Below are 18,489 nucleotides of genomic sequence, written 5' to 3' on the forward strand. Positions count from 1 at the left end.
TCCAATGCCCCGATACCGCGAACCATAATGCGAATCAATTGCGATATTTTGCTGGTCTGTTTCTGGCAGGCAGGTGGACGGGCGGCGACCCGAGGAGGATGGAGTTATCGCCGCCCGTCCGGCCCCGGCAGGGACATGCCGGGGATAGGTACCGGGTCAGAACATGTAATTCAGGCTGAACACCGCCGAACGAGTGGGTGCCGGTTGCGCCCAGCTGCCCGCCACGGCGTTGCGCACGGTCGTCACATATTTTTCGTTGGTGAAATTCTGGACATTGACCTGCGCCTTCAGGTTCGTCGTGATCGGGAAGTTCGCCATGAAGCGGTGAATCGTATAGCTCGGCACATCATAGCCGACATAGGTTCCGGCCGTCAGCTGCGCGAGCGTCGGCTGGTTCAGCAGGAATTTCCCCTGATAGGTCAGGCCATAGCCCAGTTCCAGACCGAAGCCGAAGCGATAGGTGGTAAAAAGGCTGCCCGAATGTTTGGGCGTGTTCGTGAGGGCATAGCCCGCCGTCGGATCAGGGAAGGCCACGCTGTTGGCGCAGGTTCCCGCAGCCGGATCGACCCGCCCCGGATTGGCGAGGCAATAGTCCGAAACGCCCCGTTTGATCTCGCTCTTGAGATACATATAGTTGGCCGAAATCGTCCAGTTGGCGGTGATATTGCCCGACGCACCGAAGGATATACCCTCGACCCGCTGAAAGCCGTCAGCCGCCTGATCGGGCGCAGTCGGATCGCCCGAAATGACCTTGATCTGGTTGCGGTCGTTGCGGAATGCTGCCAGCGTCAGCAGCAGTTTCTTGTCGAACAGATCGACCTTCGCGCCGATCTCATAATTTTTGGTCGTTTCCGGCTTCACGAAGCAGGTGCCACTTCCGCCGAGCGCGTTGGCCGCCGTGCAGCTGCCATCGACAGACGCTTTGGACGGCAGTTTGGAGTTGCCGTAGGCAACATACAGGCTGGAGTTCAGGGTCGGTTTGACCACTACCCCGACGCGATAGGAAAAAAGATTGTCGTCGGTCTGCGGCAGCGACGTGACCGATGTCAGCGCCCCCAGCGTGGGCGACAGAGCGGTTATATTATAGGCGAAAGAGCGGCTGGAACCCTTCACATTTTCATAACGCACGCCGCCGTTAACCTCCAGCCAGTCGGTGAATTTCATCGTGTCGAACAGATAGGCCGCATAGCTGGTCTGTTCGCCGATCGCCTGAGCGCTGCGGATGAAATTGATCGGGCCGGTATATACGTTGCTGCCATAGGTGAACCCGGCCGGGCCGGGCACGATCGCGCCGGGGTTGGCGATGTTCACCAGCGGGAAGGCTGGCGTCGATCCATCGGCATTGCGCGGCAGGGTGCCAGTGGTCTGGTCGAACCTTTCCCACAGCGCCGACGCGCCCAGCACCAGGGTATGGCCGATACCGGCAGTAGCGAATTCAGCGGAAAGATCGACCTGATTATAGGCCGTTTCATTGTTGATCAGCCGCTGCACGCCGCGACCGCCGGTGGGAAGGTAATAGCCGACGGGAACGGTGGCAGGACAGGCAACCCCGACCGTCCCGGCAAAAGGTGCCAATGGCTGAAGTCCGGTGGACGCAAGGCAGAAGGTGCCAGTCGGCTGGCTGGTCACGGTGTTCTGCGTGATTTTCTCATAGCGGGTCAGGTTGCGGATTTTGACCGTGTCGCTGAACTGATGGCTGAAAATCGCCTGAAGCGAGCGGGTCTTGCTATCCTGCCGGTCCAGATTGGCGAAGCCATAATAGCCGCTGCGGTCGAAATCGGGCAGGAAGCCGCCCAGATTGGTGTAATAGCGCAGGCCATATTGCGGCATTGCCTTATCATCCAGATATTCGCCCTGAAGCGTCAGGCTGGTCGGGCCGTCGATGCCGATGGTGATGGCGGGCGCGATGCCCCAGCGCTTATAATCTTCCACATCGCGGCCCGGCACGTCATTTTCGTGATAGACAGCGTTCAGGCGCACGGCGATCAGGTCATTCACGCGCTGGTTAGCGTCGATAGTGGCGCGGTAATAATTGTCGGTGCCGATGCCGGCGCTCAACATCGTCTGATCGTCCGCCAAAGGCTGCTTGGTGACCAGGTTGATGGTGCCAGCGACCGATCCGCCGCCGTTCATGACGGAGTTGGCACCGTTGGTCACTTCGACCTGTTCGATATTATAGACTTCGTTGCGGTTCACGAACGCGCCCGAACGGACACCGTCGATGGTGACGTCGTTCTTGGCGTCCTGCCCACGCAGGATGATGCGGTCGCCATAGCCAAAGCCGCCCTCGCCCGCGCCGAAAGTGATGCCCGGCACGGTCGAGAGGACGTCGCGCAGGGTGAGCAGATTCTGTTGCTGGATCGTCGCCTTGCCAATGACGGTGATGGTCTGGGGCGTGTCGAGCAGGGGGCGGGTATATTTGGGTGATTCCGCCTTTTCCACCTTGATTTCGGATTCGTCGATCGCGCTGTCGGTGACGGTCATGCCGCCAAGGCGAGCGCCCGGCTGGTCAGCCTGCGTCTGGGCCTGCGCGGTAGCGGCCATGGCGATCGCGCCGACGCAGCTGAGTGCGAGAAAGGACGGAATAGACGACGAAGTGGACATAGAGAAAGAACCCCCCTTGAATATGGAGGCTCTGCTATTGCGACTCCCTCGCAGAGTCAACGCTATTGCGAATAATTATTATCAGTGTCGCAAATTGTCGCAGGTCGTAACATGAACAGCCAGCATCGGATCGCACTGGCCAGGTTGGGCGGGTCCAGCGCAGCCATGCGCATCACGTCGATGCGCGCGATAAGCGCGTTGATCGGCAAGGCTTCGCGCTGCGCATGGTAGCGCAGAGCTTCCCAGAAAACGGGTTCGAGGCTGATGGCGGTCTGATGACCGGCAATGGTGACGCTGCGCTTCACCGGGGGAGCGAAGGGCGACCCTTCCGGTCCATGCGGACCATCGAGAGAGTCGCCCATGCCCATCAATACATGTGCTGGCCGCCGTTGATCGACAGGGTGCTGCCGGTCACAAAGCCACCATCTTCGCTGCAAAAGAAAGCCACGCCGCGCGCGATTTCATGCGCCTGGGCCAGACGGCCGACAGGGATCTTGGCGACGATCTTTTCCAGCACGGCGGGCGGCACGGCAGCGACCATGTCCGTGTCGACATAACCGGGCGCAATGGCGTTGACGGTGACGCCGGACTTGGCCCCTTCCTGCGCCAATGCCTTGGTAAAGCCGTGGATACCCGATTTGGCGGCGGCATAGTTGACCTGGCCATATTGGCCCGCCTGCCCGTTTATCGACCCGATATTGACGATGCGGCCCCAGCCGCGTTCACGCATACCGCCAAATGTCGCTTTGGCCATGTTGAAGCAGCCGCCCAGATTGATGCGCATGACTTCGTTCCAGTCGTCGAAGCTCATCTTCGCCAGCACGCCGTCACGGGTGATGCCGGCATTGTTGACGACGATATCGACAGGGCCGAGTTGTTCCGCCACCAGCGCGCAACCATCCAGGCAGGCCTGATGATCGCCCACGTCCCATTTGAAGGCGGGGATGCCGGTTTCGTCGGTAAAAGCCTGCGCCTTGGTTTCGTTGCCGCCATAATTGGCCGCCACGGTATAGCCCATATCCTTGAGCGCCAGACTAATCGCCTCGCCAATGCCCCGCGTTCCGCCGGTCACGATCGCCACTCTCGCCATATGCGCATCCTCTTCCTGACTAAACGGGCTGGTCGATCCAGCCCGAAAGCTCGCGGCCCAACAGCCTCTGATACAGAGTGATAGCGTTGGCCGATGCGTTTAGACAGGGCAAATAGGCGAATTTTTCGCCACCGGCCGACAAAAATGCCTCTTTCGCGCGCAGGGCGATTTCTTCCAGCGTTTCAAGGCAATCCGCCGAGAATCCGGGGGTGACTACAGCAACATTTCGGACATCTTTCTGGACCAGCCCGGCCAGCGTCGCTTCGGTTTCCGGTTCCAGCCATTTGGCGCGGCCAAAGCGCGACTGAAAGCTCATATGGACGGGGATCGGAGAGGTTTTCAGGGACAGGGCTTCGCGCAGCAGGCGGACGGTCTTGACCGACTGACAATGATAGGGATCGCCCAGATGCAACGTGCGTTCGGGCATACCATGGAAGCTGGCGAGCAGAGCGTCGGGTTTGAAGTCGAGCGCGGCGATGCTGGCGTCGATCGACGCGACCAGCGCGGCGATATAGGCCGGGTCGTCATGATAGGGCGGCAGGGTGCGGATGGCCGGTTGCCAGCGCATGGATTTGAGCGCGGCAAAGGCTGCGTCATTGGCGGTGGCGGTCGTCGCGCCGCTATATTGCGGATAGAGCGGCGCGAGCAGGATGCGGTCGCACCCGGCCTGCTTCATCGCCGCGAGGCGGGACGCGATCGACGGATTGCCGTAACGCATCGCCCAGTCGACGGTGACGCCCTGCCCCATTGCGCCTTGCAGCGCATGGGCCGTGTGGCGGGTGTGGAAAGCGAGCGGCGAACCCTGATCGGTCCACACCTGTTGGTAGGCATGGGCCGATTTCTTCGGCCGGGTGGTCAGGATGACGCCGCGCAGGATCGGTTGCCACAGGAGCGGGGGGATTTCGACCACGCGCCGGTCGGACAGAAATTCCGCCAGATAGCGGCGCACCGATTTGGCGTCCGGCGCATCGGGCGTGCCGAGGTTGATGATGAGGATGCCGACGCGCGGCGTGGGGATGACGGGATGGTCGGGGGGGAGAGTCATGTCGTTCCCAATAGAGGCAGGCTGCGCAAACGCTGACCTGTCCATGTGTACAGGGCGTTGGCGATGGCAGGCGCAACGAGGGGTGCCGTAAGATCGCTGACGCCCGCTGGCGGCGCGGTGCTGCGGATCAGTTCGACGGTGACTTCGCCGATGTCGGACAGGCGGGGCAGGTTCATGCGGCCAAGGATCGCGCGGGTCGGCAGGCCGCGCGCATAGGGGACGGACGCGCCCATCGCGTATGCCAGGCCATAGATCAGCCCGCCCTCAATCTGTTGCCGGGCGATGTCGGGGTTGACCTGATCCCCCACATCCACCGCCGCGACGATGCGATTGACGCTCAGCCGGTCGCCGCGCATCGACGCTTCGACCAGGATGGCGGCATAGGCACCGTCCATCATATGGGTGGCGATGCCCTGCCCGCTACCCGCTATGCCGCCTTGCCACCCACCCATGGCGGCGGCGGTGGACAGGCAATGGGCAAGGCGCGGATTGCCGCCCAGCATCTGGATGCGGAAGGACATGGCATCCATGCGCGCGAGATGGGCGAGTTCGTCCATGAAGGATTCGGTGAAGAACGCGCCGTGCATATGAGCGTTGCCGCGCGTGAAGCCCAGCGGCAGGCCTACGTCGCAGGGGTAATGATCGACCGCCCAGTGGGGAATCGCATAGGGCGGGACCATGCCCGCCACGGCCAGCCGGGTCGCCTTGTCCGCTGCATCCGCCGCTGCTGCGTGCGGCAGCGCGCCGTCGGCGATGCGCGCCCATGTTTGCGTCATGGCGCAGGGGGCAGCGACCTTGGCCAGCCAGCCTTCGATCGCGCCGTTGCGGCCGAGTTTGGCGGCCATGCGGGCATGGGCAGGTGCGCCGGGGCGGTCCTGAATGACATCTTCCAGCCGCGACCAGAGGAGTTGCACCGGGCGGCCAATGTCGCGCGCGATCAATGCGGCCTGCACCCCGGCGTCCCAGTCCATCTTACGCCCGAAGGAGCCACCGGCGTGGAGCGGATAGAGCGTGACGGCGCTTTCCGGGAAGCCCAGCGCATCGGCGATGGCGGCGCGGGCAAGGCCGGGGGCTTGTGTCGCCATCCAGACTTCCGCGCCATCTTCGGTGACGCGCGCGGTGGCGCAAAGCGGTTCGAGGGCGAGGTGCAGCCCTGCATCGACCTGATATTCACTGGCCAATATAGTTGCGCCTTCAAACACCGGGAGCAGGTCGCCCTGCGCATAGAGGCGGCGACCCGCGCTGCTGGCGAAGGCGGATTCCAGTGTGGCGTCGATCATGCCGCTATCCACCGGGGTTCCGTGCAGGGTGAATATGGGATCGGCGAGATCCAGCGCCTTGTTCGCGGCCCACCAGTTGCTGGCGACGGCGGCGACCCAGCGGTCGGTGCGCACCAGTTTGAGGAAGCCAGTGACGCTGCTGGCCGCGCGTTCATCCAGCCCGGCGAGCAAGGCGTCGCCGATCGGCCCCTGCCGGATGGAAGCGAACAGCATGTCGGGCAGGCGAATGTCGGCGGCGAAATTATGGCTGCCGTCGATTTTGGACGGGGTATCGAGCCGGGGCAGATCCTGCCCCGACAGGCGACCGTCCATCCCCTGCCCCGGCCCCTGGCGCAGCGGGAGAATGTCGGGCAGGGCGAAGCGGGCGGCGTCAGCGACGACATCGCCCAGCTTCATCCGCCGGTCCGCGCCGTCGGTGATGATGCCATCCTGTATGTCGCAGCTTTCCCATGGAATGTTCCAGCGCGCAGCCGCTGCCTGACACAGCAGCACCCGCGCGGCGGCCCCGGCATCGCGATAGGCATCATGGAACATCGGGACCGACGTGCCGCCGCCGGTCAGCATCAGCGCGTTGCGCGTGGCATATTGGCCGATCGCCCAGTCGCCTGCATCCCCGATCAGGCGAGTCCAGTCGCTTGCCAGCCATGTGCGCGCCAGCATCGTGTTGGCATAGAGCGGACTGATCGGCGCGCTTTGCACCGCGACGGTGCGCCAGTCGGCGCCCAGTTCGTCCGCCAAAATCTGCGGCAGGACAGTCGTGATCCCCTGCCCCGTTTCGGTTTGCGGGACGATGACGATGACCTGGCCAGTCTGGTCGATCTTCAGGAATGCGTTGACAATGGTTTCGCCGGGCGCGGCGTTGAGGTCGGGCGCATAGCGACGCGGCCATGCGCCCCAGGCGATCAGCAGGCCCGCCGCAGCGCCGCCGCCGACCAGCAGCGTGCGCCGGTCGATGCCTTTGGTCCGATCGGTTTTTTTTCGCGGGAAGCGCGCCATGCCAGCCTGATAGAGGCGCGCCTGTCCGCTGCCTAGCGTTATTCGGCGGGAATTGGCGCGATGCCGAGGCGCGGGATTTCGATGGCGGGGCAGCGGTCCATCACGACTTTAAGGCCAGCTGCCTCCGCACGCGCGGCAGCGGCTTCGTTGATGACGCCAAGCTGCATCCAGACTGATTTCGCGCCGATGGCGATGGCTTCGTCCACCGCATCCCCCGCTGCCTCGCTGCGGCGGAAGATGTCCACCATGTCTACGGCCACGCCAATGTCGGACAGGCGGCCCCAGACGAACTCGCCATGAACATGCTCCCCCGCGATCTGCGGATTGACGGGCAGCACGCGATAGCCATGATGCTGAAGGAAGGCCATGACAGAGTAGCTGGCGCGACCGGGCCGGTCGGATATGCCGACCAGCGCAATGGTGCGGGTTGCGTTCAGCAGGTCGGCGATATCCTGCGGGGCATTGAGGGGCATGGGGCTTCTCCTTCATGCCTATGACGCAGCAGCGGGCAGGACGTTCCCGTCACTCTATCGCGTAATGACCAGCCAGTCGGCGACCTTTTGCGCGATCGCGCGGAAGGCTTCGGCATGGATGCCCTCGCCCGCTGCCGGGGGATCGCCCGCGTCGGACTGGCGGCGGATGTCGATGGCGAGCGGGATGCGGCCCAGGAAGGGCATGGCCATGTCGCCCGCCGCCGCTTCCGCCCCGCCCTGCCCGAACGGGTCGGAAATTTCGCCGCAATGGGGGCAGCTGAAGCCTGCCATATTTTCCACCAGCCCGATCATCGGCACGCCCGCCTGCGCGAACAGGCTGACCGCGCGGGTCGCGTCGATCAGGGCGAGATCCTGCGGCGTGGAGACGATCACGGCGCCGGCGGGCTTGTGCTTTTGCACCATGGTCAATTGAATGTCGCCGGTGCCGGGCGGCATGTCCACGACCAGCAATTCCGTTTCGCCCCAGTCGGCGTCGATCAGTTGCGACAGGGCGTTACCGACCATCGGCCCGCGCCATGCCAGCGCCTTGCCCGGTTCGACCAGATGCGCCATCGACAGCATCGGGATACCCAGCGTGCCAGTGACGGTGATCAACTTTTTCTCACGCGCTTGCGGCTTTTGATCCTCGCTCCCCATCAGCCGGGCCTGCGACGGGCCGTAGATATCGGCGTCGACAAGGCCGACGCGCAGCCCCAGCCGGTGCAGCGCCACGGCGAGATTGGCCGATAACGTGGATTTGCCCACGCCGCCTTTGCCAGATGCCACCGCGATAATGCGCAGCGCGCGCCGCTCCGACGTCTGGGCGATGCGCACGTCGGTGACGCCCGGCACGGTCAGCCCGCCTTCGCGGATCGCGGCGAGGATCGCATCGCGCTGATCGGGACCAAGCCCGCCCACGTCGAGCGCAAGAGTCATCACGCCGTCCTTGACGCGCGGGGCGCTGGCGCGGCCATCGGTCAGAGCGGTCAGGCGGGCGGTAAAATCGGCGATATCGGTCATGGCGACGCCCTGTAGGAAATAATCGCGGGCATTGGCACTGTTTTTCGCGCGCGAGCCTTCCTATAGAGGATGGTATGAAGAGAATATTCGGGTGGATGCCTGGCATCATCAGCATGGCGCAAGGCCCGTGGGGCAGCAAAGGCGACGGGCCGGAAGGCAATGACGGTTCCGGCGGGAAAGGATCGGGCGGCGATGGCGGCCCGCGCAATCCGTGGACCCAGCCGTCCCGTCCGGGCGGGCAGAAAGGTCCGTCGGCGATCGACGAATTGCTGCGCAAGGGCCGGGAGAGTTTCGGTCAGGGCGGCGGCAATGGCGGCGGTTTCGGCGCAATGCCGCCGCGCCCCAGCGGCAAGGCGCTATGGCCCGCTGCGATCGCGATCCTGATCATTTTGTGGCTGGTGTTGACCAGTTTCCACCGCGTCGGCCCGCAGGAGCGCGGCGTCGTGACCTTCCTTGGCAGTTACAGCCGCACGCTGACGCCGGGCATCAGCCTGACCCTGCCCGCCCCGTTCGAAGCGGTCACGACCGTGGACGTGGAGGAAATCCGCACCATCGACATCGGGTCGGCCAATGCGGAAAGCGAAAATCTGGTGCTGACCGGCGACCAGAATATCATTGATCTCGCTTATTCGGTGCGGTGGAATATCCGCAACCCGGAACTCTATCTGTTCCAGTTGTCGGACCCGGACGCCGCCGTGCGCGAAGTCGCCGAAAGCGCGATGCGCGCGGTGCTGGCCAGTGTCAGCCTGGACGATGCGCTGGGCGCGGGGCGCACCGCGATCGAGCAGCAGGTCGAATTGAAGATGCAGGAAATTCTCGACGGTTATCGTTCGGGCATCCGTATTCAGGGTATCGCCATCAAGCAGGCTGATCCGCCAACTGCCGTGAACGATGCGTTCAAGGCCGTTTCGGCAGCGCAGCAGACCGCGCAGACTTACCTGAACGAAGCGCGTGCCGCCGCCCAGCAGGTGACGGCCAAGGCGCAGGGTGAGGCCGCTGCGTTCGACAAGGTGTATGAACAATATCGCCTGTCGCCCGACGTGACGCGCCGCCGCATGTATTATGAAACCATGGAGGGCGTGTTGTCGAACGTCGACAAGACCATCGTGGAGGGCGGCAATGTGACGCCCTACCTGCCGCTCCCCGAAATCAAGCGCCGGGCGCAGCAGGCGGCAACCCCTGCCCCCGCTGCCAATGCGACGGGAGGCCAGTGATGCCCGCATTCATGCGTCAACCCGTGGCAATTGCGCTGGCCGTGCTGGCATTGTTGATCGTGGTCGGTTCAATCGTGACCATCGTGCCGGAAACCCGGCAGGGCGTGATCGTGCGCTTTGGCGATCCCAAGGCGATCATCAACCGCTATCGCGCCAATGAACAGTTCGGCAAGACCGGCGCGGGTGTCATCCTGCGCTGGCCGTTCATCGACCAGATCGTGTGGATCGACAAGCGTGTCCTGTCGGTCGAGATGGAGCGCCAGCAGGTGCTGTCCACCGACCAGCTGCGTTTGCAGGTCGATGCCTTTGCCCGTTACCGCATCATCGACCCGCTGCGTATGTATATTGCGGCGGGCAGCGAGGAACGGGTGTCCGACGCGCTGCGCCCGATCCTGGGTTCGGCATTGCGCAACGAGCTGGGCAAGCGGCCCTTCGCGGCGCTGCTGTCGCCCGAACGTGGTCAGGTGATGCAGAATATCGAGGCTGGCCTCGACCGGGTCGCGCGCCAATATGGTGCGGAAATCGTGGACGTGCGGATCAAGCGGGCCGACCTGCCCGATGGCACGCCGCTGGAAAGCGCCTTCACCCGGATGCGGACGGCGCGTGAGCAGGAAGCGCTGACCATCCGTGCGCAGGGCGCCAAGCAGGCGCAGATCATCCGCGCCGAAGCGGACGCCAACGCCGCGCGTATCTATGCCGAGAGTTTCGGCAAAGACCCCGATTTCTATGATTTCTATCGGGGTATGCAGAGCTATCGCTACACCTTCTCGCCCGACCGGACGGGTCAGACGAACATCATCCTGTCGCCCAACAACGAGTTTCTGCGGCAGTTCCAGGGGCGGCGTTAAAGTGCATCTGGTTCATTACGGAACCAGCGCCATTCAATGAGGGTTAAGGGAAGGCGGCGCATTTGAGGACTGTCCCGAAAAGTCCCGCCTTCTTATCCCCCTTCCTGAAGATCATGAGAGGACCGTCACGAGTGCGTTACGCTTATGCCATTACCGGCGCCCTGTTGCTGGGCGGCACCGCCATCGCCATCACGTCGCCCAATGTCGGCGCGCAGACAGCCCAGAATGAAGGATTGCAGGCGGCAGCGCCCGCAGGCGCGCCCGCCAGCCTGGCCGACATGGTTGAAAAGCTGCAACCGGCCGTCGTCAACATTTCCACCAAGCAGCGGGTCGCGGTGCAGAATCCCTTCGCCGGGACGCCGTTCGGCGACCTGTTCGGCCAGGGGCAGCAGCAGCCGGGCGGGCGTCCGCAGACACGGCAGGCGCAGTCGCTGGGTTCGGGCTTCCTGATTTCGGCCGACGGTTACATCGTCACCAACAATCATGTGGTGTCGGCCGGGGCCGAAGGGGCGACGGTGGATTCGATCACCGTGACCATGACCAACAAGGAAGAATATACCGCCAAGCTGGTCGGGCGCGATCCGGCGACCGATCTGGCGGTGTTGAAGATCGAGGCGAAGAAGCCCCTGCCCTTCGTCAAGTTTGGCGACAGCAGCAAGTCGCGCGTGGGCGACTGGGTCGTGGCGATCGGCAATCCCTTTGCGCTTTCGGGCACGGTGACGGCGGGGATTATTTCCGCGCTGCATCGCGGCACCGGCGGCACTTATGACAAGTTCATCCAGACCGATGCGTCGATCAACCAGGGCAACTCCGGTGGCCCTATGTTCGACATGCGCGGCAATGTGATTGGCATCAACAGCCAGATATTGTCGCCGTCGGGCGGCAATGTCGGCATCGGCTTTGCCATTCCGTCGGAACAGGCCGCGCCGATCGTCGATACGCTGCGCAAGGGTGAGGCAATCAAGCGCGGTTACCTGGGCGTGCAGATCAGCCCGCTGGGCGAGGATCTGGCCGACTCGCTGGGTCTGGCCAAGAATCGTGGCGAATTCGTTCAGGGCGTCGAGCCGGGCAAGGGTGCGGAGAAGGCCGGGATCAAGGCAGGCGACGTCATCGTCAGCGTGGCCGGTCAGGAAGTCAGCCCCGACCAGAATCTGTCGTCCATCGTCGCGTCGCAGCCGATCGGGTCGCGCGTTCCCATCGTCCTGCTGCGCAACGGCCAGCGCCAGAGCGTGACGGCGATCGTGGGCGAACGCCCGTCCGAGGATGAGTTGAACAGCTTCGCCCAACAGCAGGATGAGGATTTCAGCCAGCAGGAAAACCAGAATCCGGGTCAGGCTGCGCAGCAGTCGCTGGGTATTTCGGCGATTCCGCTGACGCCGACGATCATCCGCCAGCTGGGCGTTGCCGCCGATACGCGCGGCGTCGTCATCACCGCAGTCGATGCGTCGACCGATGCGGGGACGAAGGGGCTGCGGCGCGGCGACGTGATCATCACCGCGAACAATCGCCCGGTCACCAGCCAGGCGGAACTGGATGCGCAGGTCAAGGCCGTGTCGGGCCAGAACCGCAACGCCATCCTGCTCCAGGTGCTGCGTCGTGGGCAGCAGCCGATCTTCCTGCCGGTGCGCCTGCGCGACAAATAAGCCGGATCGACACAGATCGTTACGGGCCGCGCTTGCCGGACTGCCCCTCTCCCTCTTACAAGGGATGGAGCAGTCCAGCGGGCGCGGCCCGATCTTTTTGTGGAGCATGAGGGCAATGAGCGAAGGCATTTTCATCGGGCTGGGCGCGCCGGACAAGGATGGCGGCGTGCGGCAGTTGCTGAACCTGCGCCGCGCCAATCGCCACGGGTTGATCGCGGGCGCGACCGGCACCGGCAAGACAGTGACGTTGCAGGGCATTGCCGAAAGCTTTTCCGCGCTGGGTGTGCCGGTGTTCCTGTCCGACGTGAAGGGCGATCTGTCAGGCATCGCCATGGCAGGATCGCCCACTGCCAAGAACGCCGACAAGCTGGTCGCGCGGGCGGCCGAGATCGGCATTACCGACTATAGCTATGCCGATAATCCGGCGATCTTCTGGGATCTTTACGGGCAGCAGGGACACCCGATCCGCACGACCGTCAGCGAGATGGGACCGTTGCTGCTCGCGCGGTTGATGGGGTTGAATGAGACGCAGGAAGGCGTGCTGACCATCGCTTTCAAATATGCCGATGAGGAAGGGCTGCTGCTGCTGGACCTGGGCGATTTGCAGGCGATGCTGGCATGGTGTGCGGAAAATGCCGACAGCCTGTCGGCGCGCTACGGCAATGTGACCAAGGCCAGCGTCGGCGCGATCCAGCGGCAGTTGCTGCAACTCGAAAGCCAGGGTGGCGCGCATTTCTTTGGCGAACCCGCGCTCGACATCCATGACTTTTTGAAGGTAGATGAGAAAGGGCGCGGTTACATCAACGTGCTGGCTGCCGACAGACTGATGCAAAGCCCCAAACTCTATGCGACCTTCCTGCTGTGGTTGCTGGCCGAACTGTTCGAGACGCTGCCCGAAGTGGGGGATCCCGACAAGCCGGTTTTGGTGTTCTTCTTCGACGAGGCGCACCTGCTGTTCGATGAGGCACCCAAGGCGCTGAGCGACAAGATCGAGCAGGTCGTGCGGCTGATCCGGTCGAAGGGGGTGGGCGTCTATTTCGTAACGCAGAACCCGATCGACATTCCAGAGGATGTGGCGGGACAGTTGGGCAACCGGGTGCAACATGCGCTGCGCGCCTTCACCCCGCGCGACCAGAAGGCGATCAAGGCGGCGGCGGATACGTTCCGCATCAACCCCGATCTGGACGTCGAGACGGCGATCACGGAATTGAAGGTCGGCGAGGCTTTGGTGTCGCTGTTGCAGGAGGACGGGTCGCCCGGCATCGTCCAGCGCACGCTGATCGCCCCGCCCCGGTCGCGGCTCGGCCCGGTAGATGCAAAGGAACGGGCGATCATCCAGTCGATTTCCCCGGTGGCGGGCAAATATGACGAGGCTATCGACCGGGAGTCGGCGGAAGAGATTTTGGCCGCGCGCGGAGATGCGGCAGCGGCGGCGGCACAGGCCGACAAGGCGAAGCTGGAGGCGGACAAGGCCGCTGCGGTACAGGCCAAGGTCGAAGCCAAGCAACGCGAGGCGCAGTTGAAGGAACAGGCGCGGCAGGACGCCGTGGCCGCGCGCGAAGCGGCCAAGCCATCGGCTGTCGGCAAAGCGGTCGAATCCGCCGCGCGGTCCGCCGCCTCCTCAGTCGGACGGCAGGTCGCCAATGAATTGGGCAAGGCAGTGTTCGGCTCCAGCCGCAAATCGTCGGGCGGCGGAATCGCCGGGAAACTGGTGCGCGGGATATTGGGCAGCTTGTTCAAATAGCCTTTTTGCAGCAGCGGGTTAGGAGGCGGTTGGGGCATGAAAAAGACAGCGAGATGGACGATGGGTGCGATGTTGATGACGGCACCGATTCATGCTCAAACGATTATCCCACCGCGCGACATCGTCGGGGCCGCGATTGCCAGCGAGATCGTGCAGGACCGACAGGCCGCGCGCGATGCCCGCCGTCAGCCCTATGCCAGTCCCGGCTATGGCCCGATCAACAGCGCCGCTGCCGCCCGCAATGCGTGCGTCAGCGAAGCGCGCCAGCAGGCGGGGCCGGGCGCGCAGCTGATCGGCAAGGCGATGGTCGGCAGCATGGCGAGCGGATGGGAAGTGGAAGGCGTGGTCGGGGCTGGCGGTGAACGGAGCGGCACGCCGTTCGTCTGTTCCGTGCGGAACGGGTCGGTGAGTGGGGTGTTGTTACGGCGATAGAGCGCGTGGGCTTTGCCCGTGCCATCCCATTGCCGGATGTTGCTTGGCCCATATTGGATCGCTCTGGATGCACGAAGGGCAGCCATGTCATCATCAAGAAATGCTGCGCACTTTGTCTAGCGCTATGGTTGCCTGTTGCGTTGAAGGATGGCTAGAGCGGTTCGCATGACCTCGCCCCCTCCCCGCCACCCGTTACGCTTCGCTTATTTCCGGGCCTATCTGGTCGGGCGGCTGATGACCGTGCTGGCGCAATATAGCATGATGATCGTGCTGGGGTGGCAGGCCTATAATATCGCGCGCGAAACGATGACCACGGCGGGGGCTTCGGCGCAGCTGGGGCTGATCGGACTGGCGCAGTTTCTGCCGCTGTTCCTGCTGACTCCGGTAACGGGGTGGGTTGCGGACCATTATGATCGACGGATCATCACCCGGATGACTTTGACGCTGCTGGCGATCGCCGCCGGGGTGCTGGCGTTCGCCACTTATGAAGGCTGGGTCGGGTTGCCGTTGATATTCGGCATTGCCGTCATCGTCGGTATTGCCCGCGCCTTCAATGGCCCGGCCTATGGCGCGCTGGCGCCCAATCTGGTGCCGCGCGAAGTCTTGCCCAACGCCATCGCGATTTCCGGCGTGGTGTGGCAGGCCGGGTCGATTGTGGGTCCGGCGCTGGGCGGCTATGCCTATGCCGCGACGCCATGGGGTGCCTACGCGCTGGCGTCGGGGCTGTTCGCACTGGCGCTGGGCAGCATGATGCTGATCGGCCCGGTGCCGCAGCCGCCGCGTGACCTGACGCGCCACCCGATCCGTCAGATGATCGATGGACTGACCTATGTGCGGACCAACCGGCTGGTGCTGGCGACGATCACACTGGACCTGTTTGCGGTGCTGCTGGCCGGGGCCACGGCGCTGCTGCCCGTTTATGCGCGCGACATATTGCATGTCGGGTCTGCGGGTCTGGGGCATCTGGCCGCTGCGCCGGGGATTGGCGCGGGGGCGACGGCTTTGTGGTTTTCGTTCCGACCGATGAAAAGCGAGGTGGGGTTGAAGATGCTGGGCGCGGTCATCCTGTTCGGGATCGCGACGATCATCTTTGGCTGCACCGCGTTTCTGCCGCGCGGCATCGCGATGGAGGTGGGCATCGGCGCGCTGATCGTGCTGGGCGCGGCGGACATGATTTCGGTATTCGTGCGCCAATCGCTGGTCCAGCTTCACACCCCCGACGCGATGCGCGGGCGGGTGTCCAGCCTGTCGCAACTGACCATTTCAGCGTCCAACGAACTGGGCGAGGCGGAGAGCGGATTCCTGGCCGCGCTGGTCGGGCCGGTGGCGGCCGTCATTGGCGGCGGCATCGGCGCGATCGTCATCACCTTGCTATGGGCGAAACTCTTTCCCGAATTGCGCCTTGCGCGCACGTTCGATCCACCCGACATATCCCCAGCGGATAAAATTCAGGAGAAGGCCTCATGAAAGTTGCCAATATTCTTCAAACCATCGGCCACACGCCGCACATTCGGCTGAGCCGCCTGTTCGCCGATGCGCCGGCGGGTAGCGAAGTGTGGATCAAGTCGGAACGGTCGAACCCCGGCGGGTCGATCAAGGACCGGATCGCACTGGCCATGATCGAGGCGGCGGAGGCTTCGGGCGACCTGCAACCGGGTGGCACGATCATCGAGCCGACGTCGGGCAATACCGGCGTCGGGCTGGCCATGGTGGCGGCGGTCAAGGGCTATAAGCTGGTCCTGGTCATGCCCGAAAGCATGTCGATCGAGCGGCGGCGGCTGATGCTGGCCTATGGCGCCAGTTTCGACCTGACCCCGCGTGAAAAGGGGATGAAGGGCGCGATCGAACGCGCGCTGGAACTGGTGGCGCAGACGCCCAATAGCTGGATGCCGCAGCAGTTCGAAAACCCCGCCAATATCGACGTGCATGTCCGCACGACGGCGGAAGAGATCATCGCCGATTTTATCGACATGCCGATCGACGCGCTGATCACCGGGGTTGGCACTGGCGGCCATATTACCGGCGTGGCGCAGGTTTTGAAGGCGCAATGGCCGAGCATCAGGATTTTCGCGGTCGAACCGACCCTGTCGCCAGTCATCAGCGGCGGCCAGCCCGGTCCGCACCCGATTCAAGGCATTGGCGCAGGCTTCATTCCGGCCAATCTGCATACCCAGTTGCTGGACGGGGTGATTCAGGTCGATCCGGCCGATGCCAAGGAATATGCCCGGCGCGCGGCGCGGGAGGAAGGGATGCTGGTGGGCATTTCGTCCGGCGCGACGCTGGCGGCGATCGACGCCAAGCTGAAGGAACTGCCCGAAGGCAGCCGGGTGCTGGGTTTCAATTACGATACTGGCGAGCGCTATCTGTCAGTGCCGGACTTTCTGCCGGAATGACGCTTTGCCCGGTGTGAAGGAAAGACTGTCGCCGCGTCCGGTCATGTGGCTGGTCTGGCTGCTGCTGTTCGTTGGCCTGCCCGCGCTGGTCGCCGGGTGGGAGACGCAGCGACGGCCCGTCCATGCGCCACGTCCCGGCGCCGTCGCGATACGCGCGCAGAAAGCTGGCGCGCCGCCGCCAGCGGTCGATCCGGTCGTGGTCTATGCCCTGCCGCGCGACAAGGCGCTGGCGGTCAATCAGGCCATTCCCTTTTCACCGCTGGCCAATCCGGCGGCGCGGCCTTTTGTTTTTGCAGGTGGGGAGACGGATCTGGCGCGCGCGGTCGATTGCCTGGCCGCGGCACAGATTTACGAGGCGGGCGACGATGCCGTCGGCGAGCAGGCCGTCGCGCAGGTGGTGCTGAACCGGGTGCGGCATCCGGCCTTTCCCAAGACAGTGTGCGGGGTGGTGTTTCAGGGGCAGGAACGGCGCACGGGGTGTCAATTCACCTTCAGCTGCGACGGGGCGTTGGCGCGCACGCCAGGCGCGGCGGCGTGGGCGCGGGCGCGGGAAATTGCGCGCGCGGCGCTGGCGGGCAAAGTCTATGCACCGGTCGGCTATGCCACCCATTATCATACCGACTGGGTCGTACCCTATTGGAGCAGCAGCCTGGACAAGATTTCAGCGGTCGGCACCCACCTGTTCTTCCGCTGGCGCGGGTGGTGGGGGACGCCGCCTGCCTTTGGCCGGGGGAGCGGGAGCGGCGAGCCGCTGATCCCGCGCATCGCGCTGCTGTCGGCGGCGCATCGCTCCGTTGGCGAAGCGCCGTTGGCAAGAACGGCGGCGGTGGCTGCGGCCGTTGCGGCATCGGCCGACATTGCGGCGCGGCCTGCCATGGCGATCGGTAGCAATATGGTGGGCAGGACCGTGGCGGGCAGCCGACTGATTGGCATTGAGCCGGGGGGCGTGACCTTTCTGTTTGAACTGGGGCGCGGAACGACAGCCGATAGCTGGGTGACGTTGGCCCACACTATATGCGCAGGGCGACCGCTATGCCGTGTCATGGCCTGGAAAGCCGGGACCGCGCCGGGCGGATGGCCGCCGAGCGCCGCGCAGATCGAAGCGATGAGTTTTGGCTATATCCATATTGCGGGCGTTGGATTGCAGCGCACCTTGTGGAATTGCGCGCAGACGCCGCGCGCGGTGAAGGCGGAATGTATGCGCCAGCGGGTGCCTGTAGCGGCGGTTCCGGCGAGCAGCGGCGGGCTGGCCGGGGTGCGGCGCAAGGATCGGTTCGAAACGGTGAAGATCGCGCCGGTCGCGCCAACCGACGCGCCATAAAGCGACAGCGAGATGGACAATAGCAAAGCCTGTAGCGGATCTGTACCAATCGTTCGATTGGGTAATGTTATTACATATTGTATGAAGGTGCGATATGGTGACGCGGCGGGCATTTCTGGGCAGTAGCGGGATCGCGGTGAGTGGCGCGGTGCCGATGACGGGCGGAGCGGGGACTGTTTGCCAGACACCCCTTCACAAACAAGAGCATCATGGCTATATGGGTTGCAATCCGGTCGTCCCGTTACCCATGTGGTGACGGTTCGGCCGTCTCCCGGATCGTTCGGGGACCAGGGCCGGTTAGCGCGTGGCCCAGGGCAGTATTGAACGAAACCGGCGAGTCACAAGACGCTGCCAGTGCGGATCGGACAGTCCCGACCCGCACTTTT

Annotated in this window: 15 protein-coding genes; 8 read left to right on the forward strand and 7 right to left on the reverse strand. The window is 64.0% G+C overall.

Annotated features, from left to right (window positions below; genetic code table 11):
* Positions 1-156 precede the first annotated feature (156 nt).
* The 7 genes from SPBM01_RS08835 to SPBM01_RS08865 form a co-directional block, all read right to left on the reverse strand.
* Entirely contained in the window at positions 157-2,604 is a 2,448-nt protein-coding gene (locus tag SPBM01_RS08835; RefSeq protein WP_188065142.1) for a TonB-dependent receptor, read from the reverse strand.
* A gap of 62 nt (positions 2,605-2,666) precedes the next feature.
* Positions 2,667-2,972 carry a ribbon-helix-helix domain-containing protein gene (locus tag SPBM01_RS08840; protein WP_188065143.1) on the reverse strand — a complete coding sequence of 102 codons (306 nt, stop codon included), beginning with the start codon at positions 2,970-2,972 and terminating at the stop codon, positions 2,667-2,669.
* Complete coding sequence (phbB, locus tag SPBM01_RS08845) at positions 2,972-3,694, reverse strand: acetoacetyl-CoA reductase (protein WP_188065144.1); 723 nt, start codon at positions 3,692-3,694, stop codon at positions 2,972-2,974. The genes SPBM01_RS08840 and phbB overlap by 1 nt, the downstream gene beginning before the upstream one ends.
* Positions 3,695-3,713: 19 nt before the next feature.
* A complete protein-coding gene (hemH, locus tag SPBM01_RS08850; protein WP_188065145.1) occupies positions 3,714-4,739 on the reverse strand; it encodes a ferrochelatase in 1,026 nt (341 codons plus the stop codon).
* The gene (locus SPBM01_RS08855) at positions 4,736-7,015 is read right to left on the reverse strand and encodes a xanthine dehydrogenase family protein molybdopterin-binding subunit (RefSeq protein ID WP_188065146.1); all 2,280 of its coding nucleotides are present in this window, start codon (positions 7,013-7,015) and stop codon (positions 4,736-4,738) included. The genes hemH and SPBM01_RS08855 overlap by 4 nt, the downstream gene beginning before the upstream one ends.
* Before the next feature lie 38 nt (positions 7,016-7,053).
* Entirely contained in the window at positions 7,054-7,488 is a 435-nt protein-coding gene (locus SPBM01_RS08860; RefSeq protein WP_188065147.1) for a CoA-binding protein, read from the reverse strand.
* A 54-nt stretch (positions 7,489-7,542) separates the two neighbouring features.
* Positions 7,543-8,508 (reverse strand): Mrp/NBP35 family ATP-binding protein, encoded by a 966-nt coding sequence (locus SPBM01_RS08865; protein WP_188065148.1) that lies wholly within the window; start codon positions 8,506-8,508, stop codon positions 7,543-7,545.
* A gap of 74 nt (positions 8,509-8,582) precedes the next feature.
* On the opposite strand from SPBM01_RS08865, the gene hflK reads away from it, so the two are divergent.
* From hflK to SPBM01_RS08905, 8 genes are all read left to right on the forward strand, one after another.
* Positions 8,583-9,722: an FtsH protease activity modulator HflK gene (gene hflK / locus SPBM01_RS08870; protein WP_188065149.1), complete on the forward strand. Its 1,140-nt coding sequence runs from the start codon at positions 8,583-8,585 to the stop codon at positions 9,720-9,722.
* Complete coding sequence (hflC, locus tag SPBM01_RS08875) at positions 9,722-10,570, forward strand: protease modulator HflC (RefSeq protein ID WP_188065150.1); 849 nt, start codon at positions 9,722-9,724, stop codon at positions 10,568-10,570. The genes hflK and hflC overlap by 1 nt, the downstream gene beginning before the upstream one ends.
* Before the next feature lie 131 nt (positions 10,571-10,701).
* Positions 10,702-12,213, forward strand: coding sequence for a Do family serine endopeptidase (locus tag SPBM01_RS08880; RefSeq protein WP_188065151.1), 1,512 nt, complete (start codon positions 10,702-10,704; stop codon positions 12,211-12,213).
* A 115-nt stretch (positions 12,214-12,328) separates the two neighbouring features.
* Positions 12,329-13,957: a helicase HerA-like domain-containing protein gene (locus tag SPBM01_RS08885; RefSeq protein ID WP_188065152.1), complete on the forward strand. Its 1,629-nt coding sequence runs from the start codon at positions 12,329-12,331 to the stop codon at positions 13,955-13,957.
* 36 nt (positions 13,958-13,993) lie between these two features.
* Entirely contained in the window at positions 13,994-14,389 is a 396-nt protein-coding gene (locus SPBM01_RS08890; RefSeq protein WP_188065153.1) for a hypothetical protein, read from the forward strand.
* 165 nt (positions 14,390-14,554) lie between these two features.
* Positions 14,555-15,856 carry an MFS transporter gene (locus SPBM01_RS08895; RefSeq protein ID WP_188065154.1) on the forward strand — a complete coding sequence of 434 codons (1,302 nt, stop codon included), beginning with the start codon at positions 14,555-14,557 and terminating at the stop codon, positions 15,854-15,856.
* A complete protein-coding gene (gene cysK / locus SPBM01_RS08900; protein ID WP_188065155.1) occupies positions 15,853-16,782 on the forward strand; it encodes a cysteine synthase A in 930 nt (309 codons plus the stop codon). The genes SPBM01_RS08895 and cysK overlap by 4 nt, the downstream gene beginning before the upstream one ends.
* Before the next feature lie 43 nt (positions 16,783-16,825).
* Positions 16,826-18,103, forward strand: a complete 1,278-nt coding sequence (locus SPBM01_RS08905; protein WP_188065630.1) for a cell wall hydrolase — start codon at positions 16,826-16,828, stop codon at positions 18,101-18,103.
* Positions 18,104-18,489 lie beyond the last annotated feature (386 nt).

The organism is Sphingobium sp. KCTC 72723, from assembly GCF_014280435.1.
Taxonomy (GTDB): domain Bacteria; phylum Pseudomonadota; class Alphaproteobacteria; order Sphingomonadales; family Sphingomonadaceae; genus Sphingobium.

Excerpts from the sequence above, each read along its gene's own strand:
- SPBM01_RS08895 (WP_188065154.1), top strand. The coding sequence starts at position 14,555 with ATGACCTCGCCCCCTCCCCGCCACCCGTTACGCTTCGCTTATTTCCGG.
- hflK (WP_188065149.1), top strand. The coding sequence starts at position 8,583 with ATGAAGAGAATATTCGGGTGGATGCCTGGCATCATCAGCATGGCGCAA.
- SPBM01_RS08835 (WP_188065142.1), bottom strand. The coding sequence starts at position 2,604 with ATGTCCACTTCGTCGTCTATTCCGTCCTTTCTCGCACTCAGCTGCGTC.
- SPBM01_RS08840 (WP_188065143.1), bottom strand. The coding sequence starts at position 2,972 with ATGGGCATGGGCGACTCTCTCGATGGTCCGCATGGACCGGAAGGGTCG.
- cysK (WP_188065155.1), top strand. The coding sequence starts at position 15,853 with ATGAAAGTTGCCAATATTCTTCAAACCATCGGCCACACGCCGCACATT.
- hflC (WP_188065150.1), top strand. The coding sequence starts at position 9,722 with ATGCCCGCATTCATGCGTCAACCCGTGGCAATTGCGCTGGCCGTGCTG.
- phbB (WP_188065144.1), bottom strand. The coding sequence starts at position 3,694 with ATGGCGAGAGTGGCGATCGTGACCGGCGGAACGCGGGGCATTGGCGAG.
- SPBM01_RS08865 (WP_188065148.1), bottom strand. The coding sequence starts at position 8,508 with ATGACCGATATCGCCGATTTTACCGCCCGCCTGACCGCTCTGACCGAT.
- SPBM01_RS08885 (WP_188065152.1), top strand. The coding sequence starts at position 12,329 with ATGAGCGAAGGCATTTTCATCGGGCTGGGCGCGCCGGACAAGGATGGC.
- hemH (WP_188065145.1), bottom strand. The coding sequence starts at position 4,739 with ATGACTCTCCCCCCCGACCATCCCGTCATCCCCACGCCGCGCGTCGGC.
- SPBM01_RS08855 (WP_188065146.1), bottom strand. The coding sequence starts at position 7,015 with ATGGCGCGCTTCCCGCGAAAAAAAACCGATCGGACCAAAGGCATCGAC.
- SPBM01_RS08890 (WP_188065153.1), top strand. The coding sequence starts at position 13,994 with ATGAAAAAGACAGCGAGATGGACGATGGGTGCGATGTTGATGACGGCA.
- SPBM01_RS08860 (WP_188065147.1), bottom strand. The coding sequence starts at position 7,488 with ATGCCCCTCAATGCCCCGCAGGATATCGCCGACCTGCTGAACGCAACC.
- SPBM01_RS08905 (WP_188065630.1), top strand. The coding sequence starts at position 16,826 with ATGTGGCTGGTCTGGCTGCTGCTGTTCGTTGGCCTGCCCGCGCTGGTC.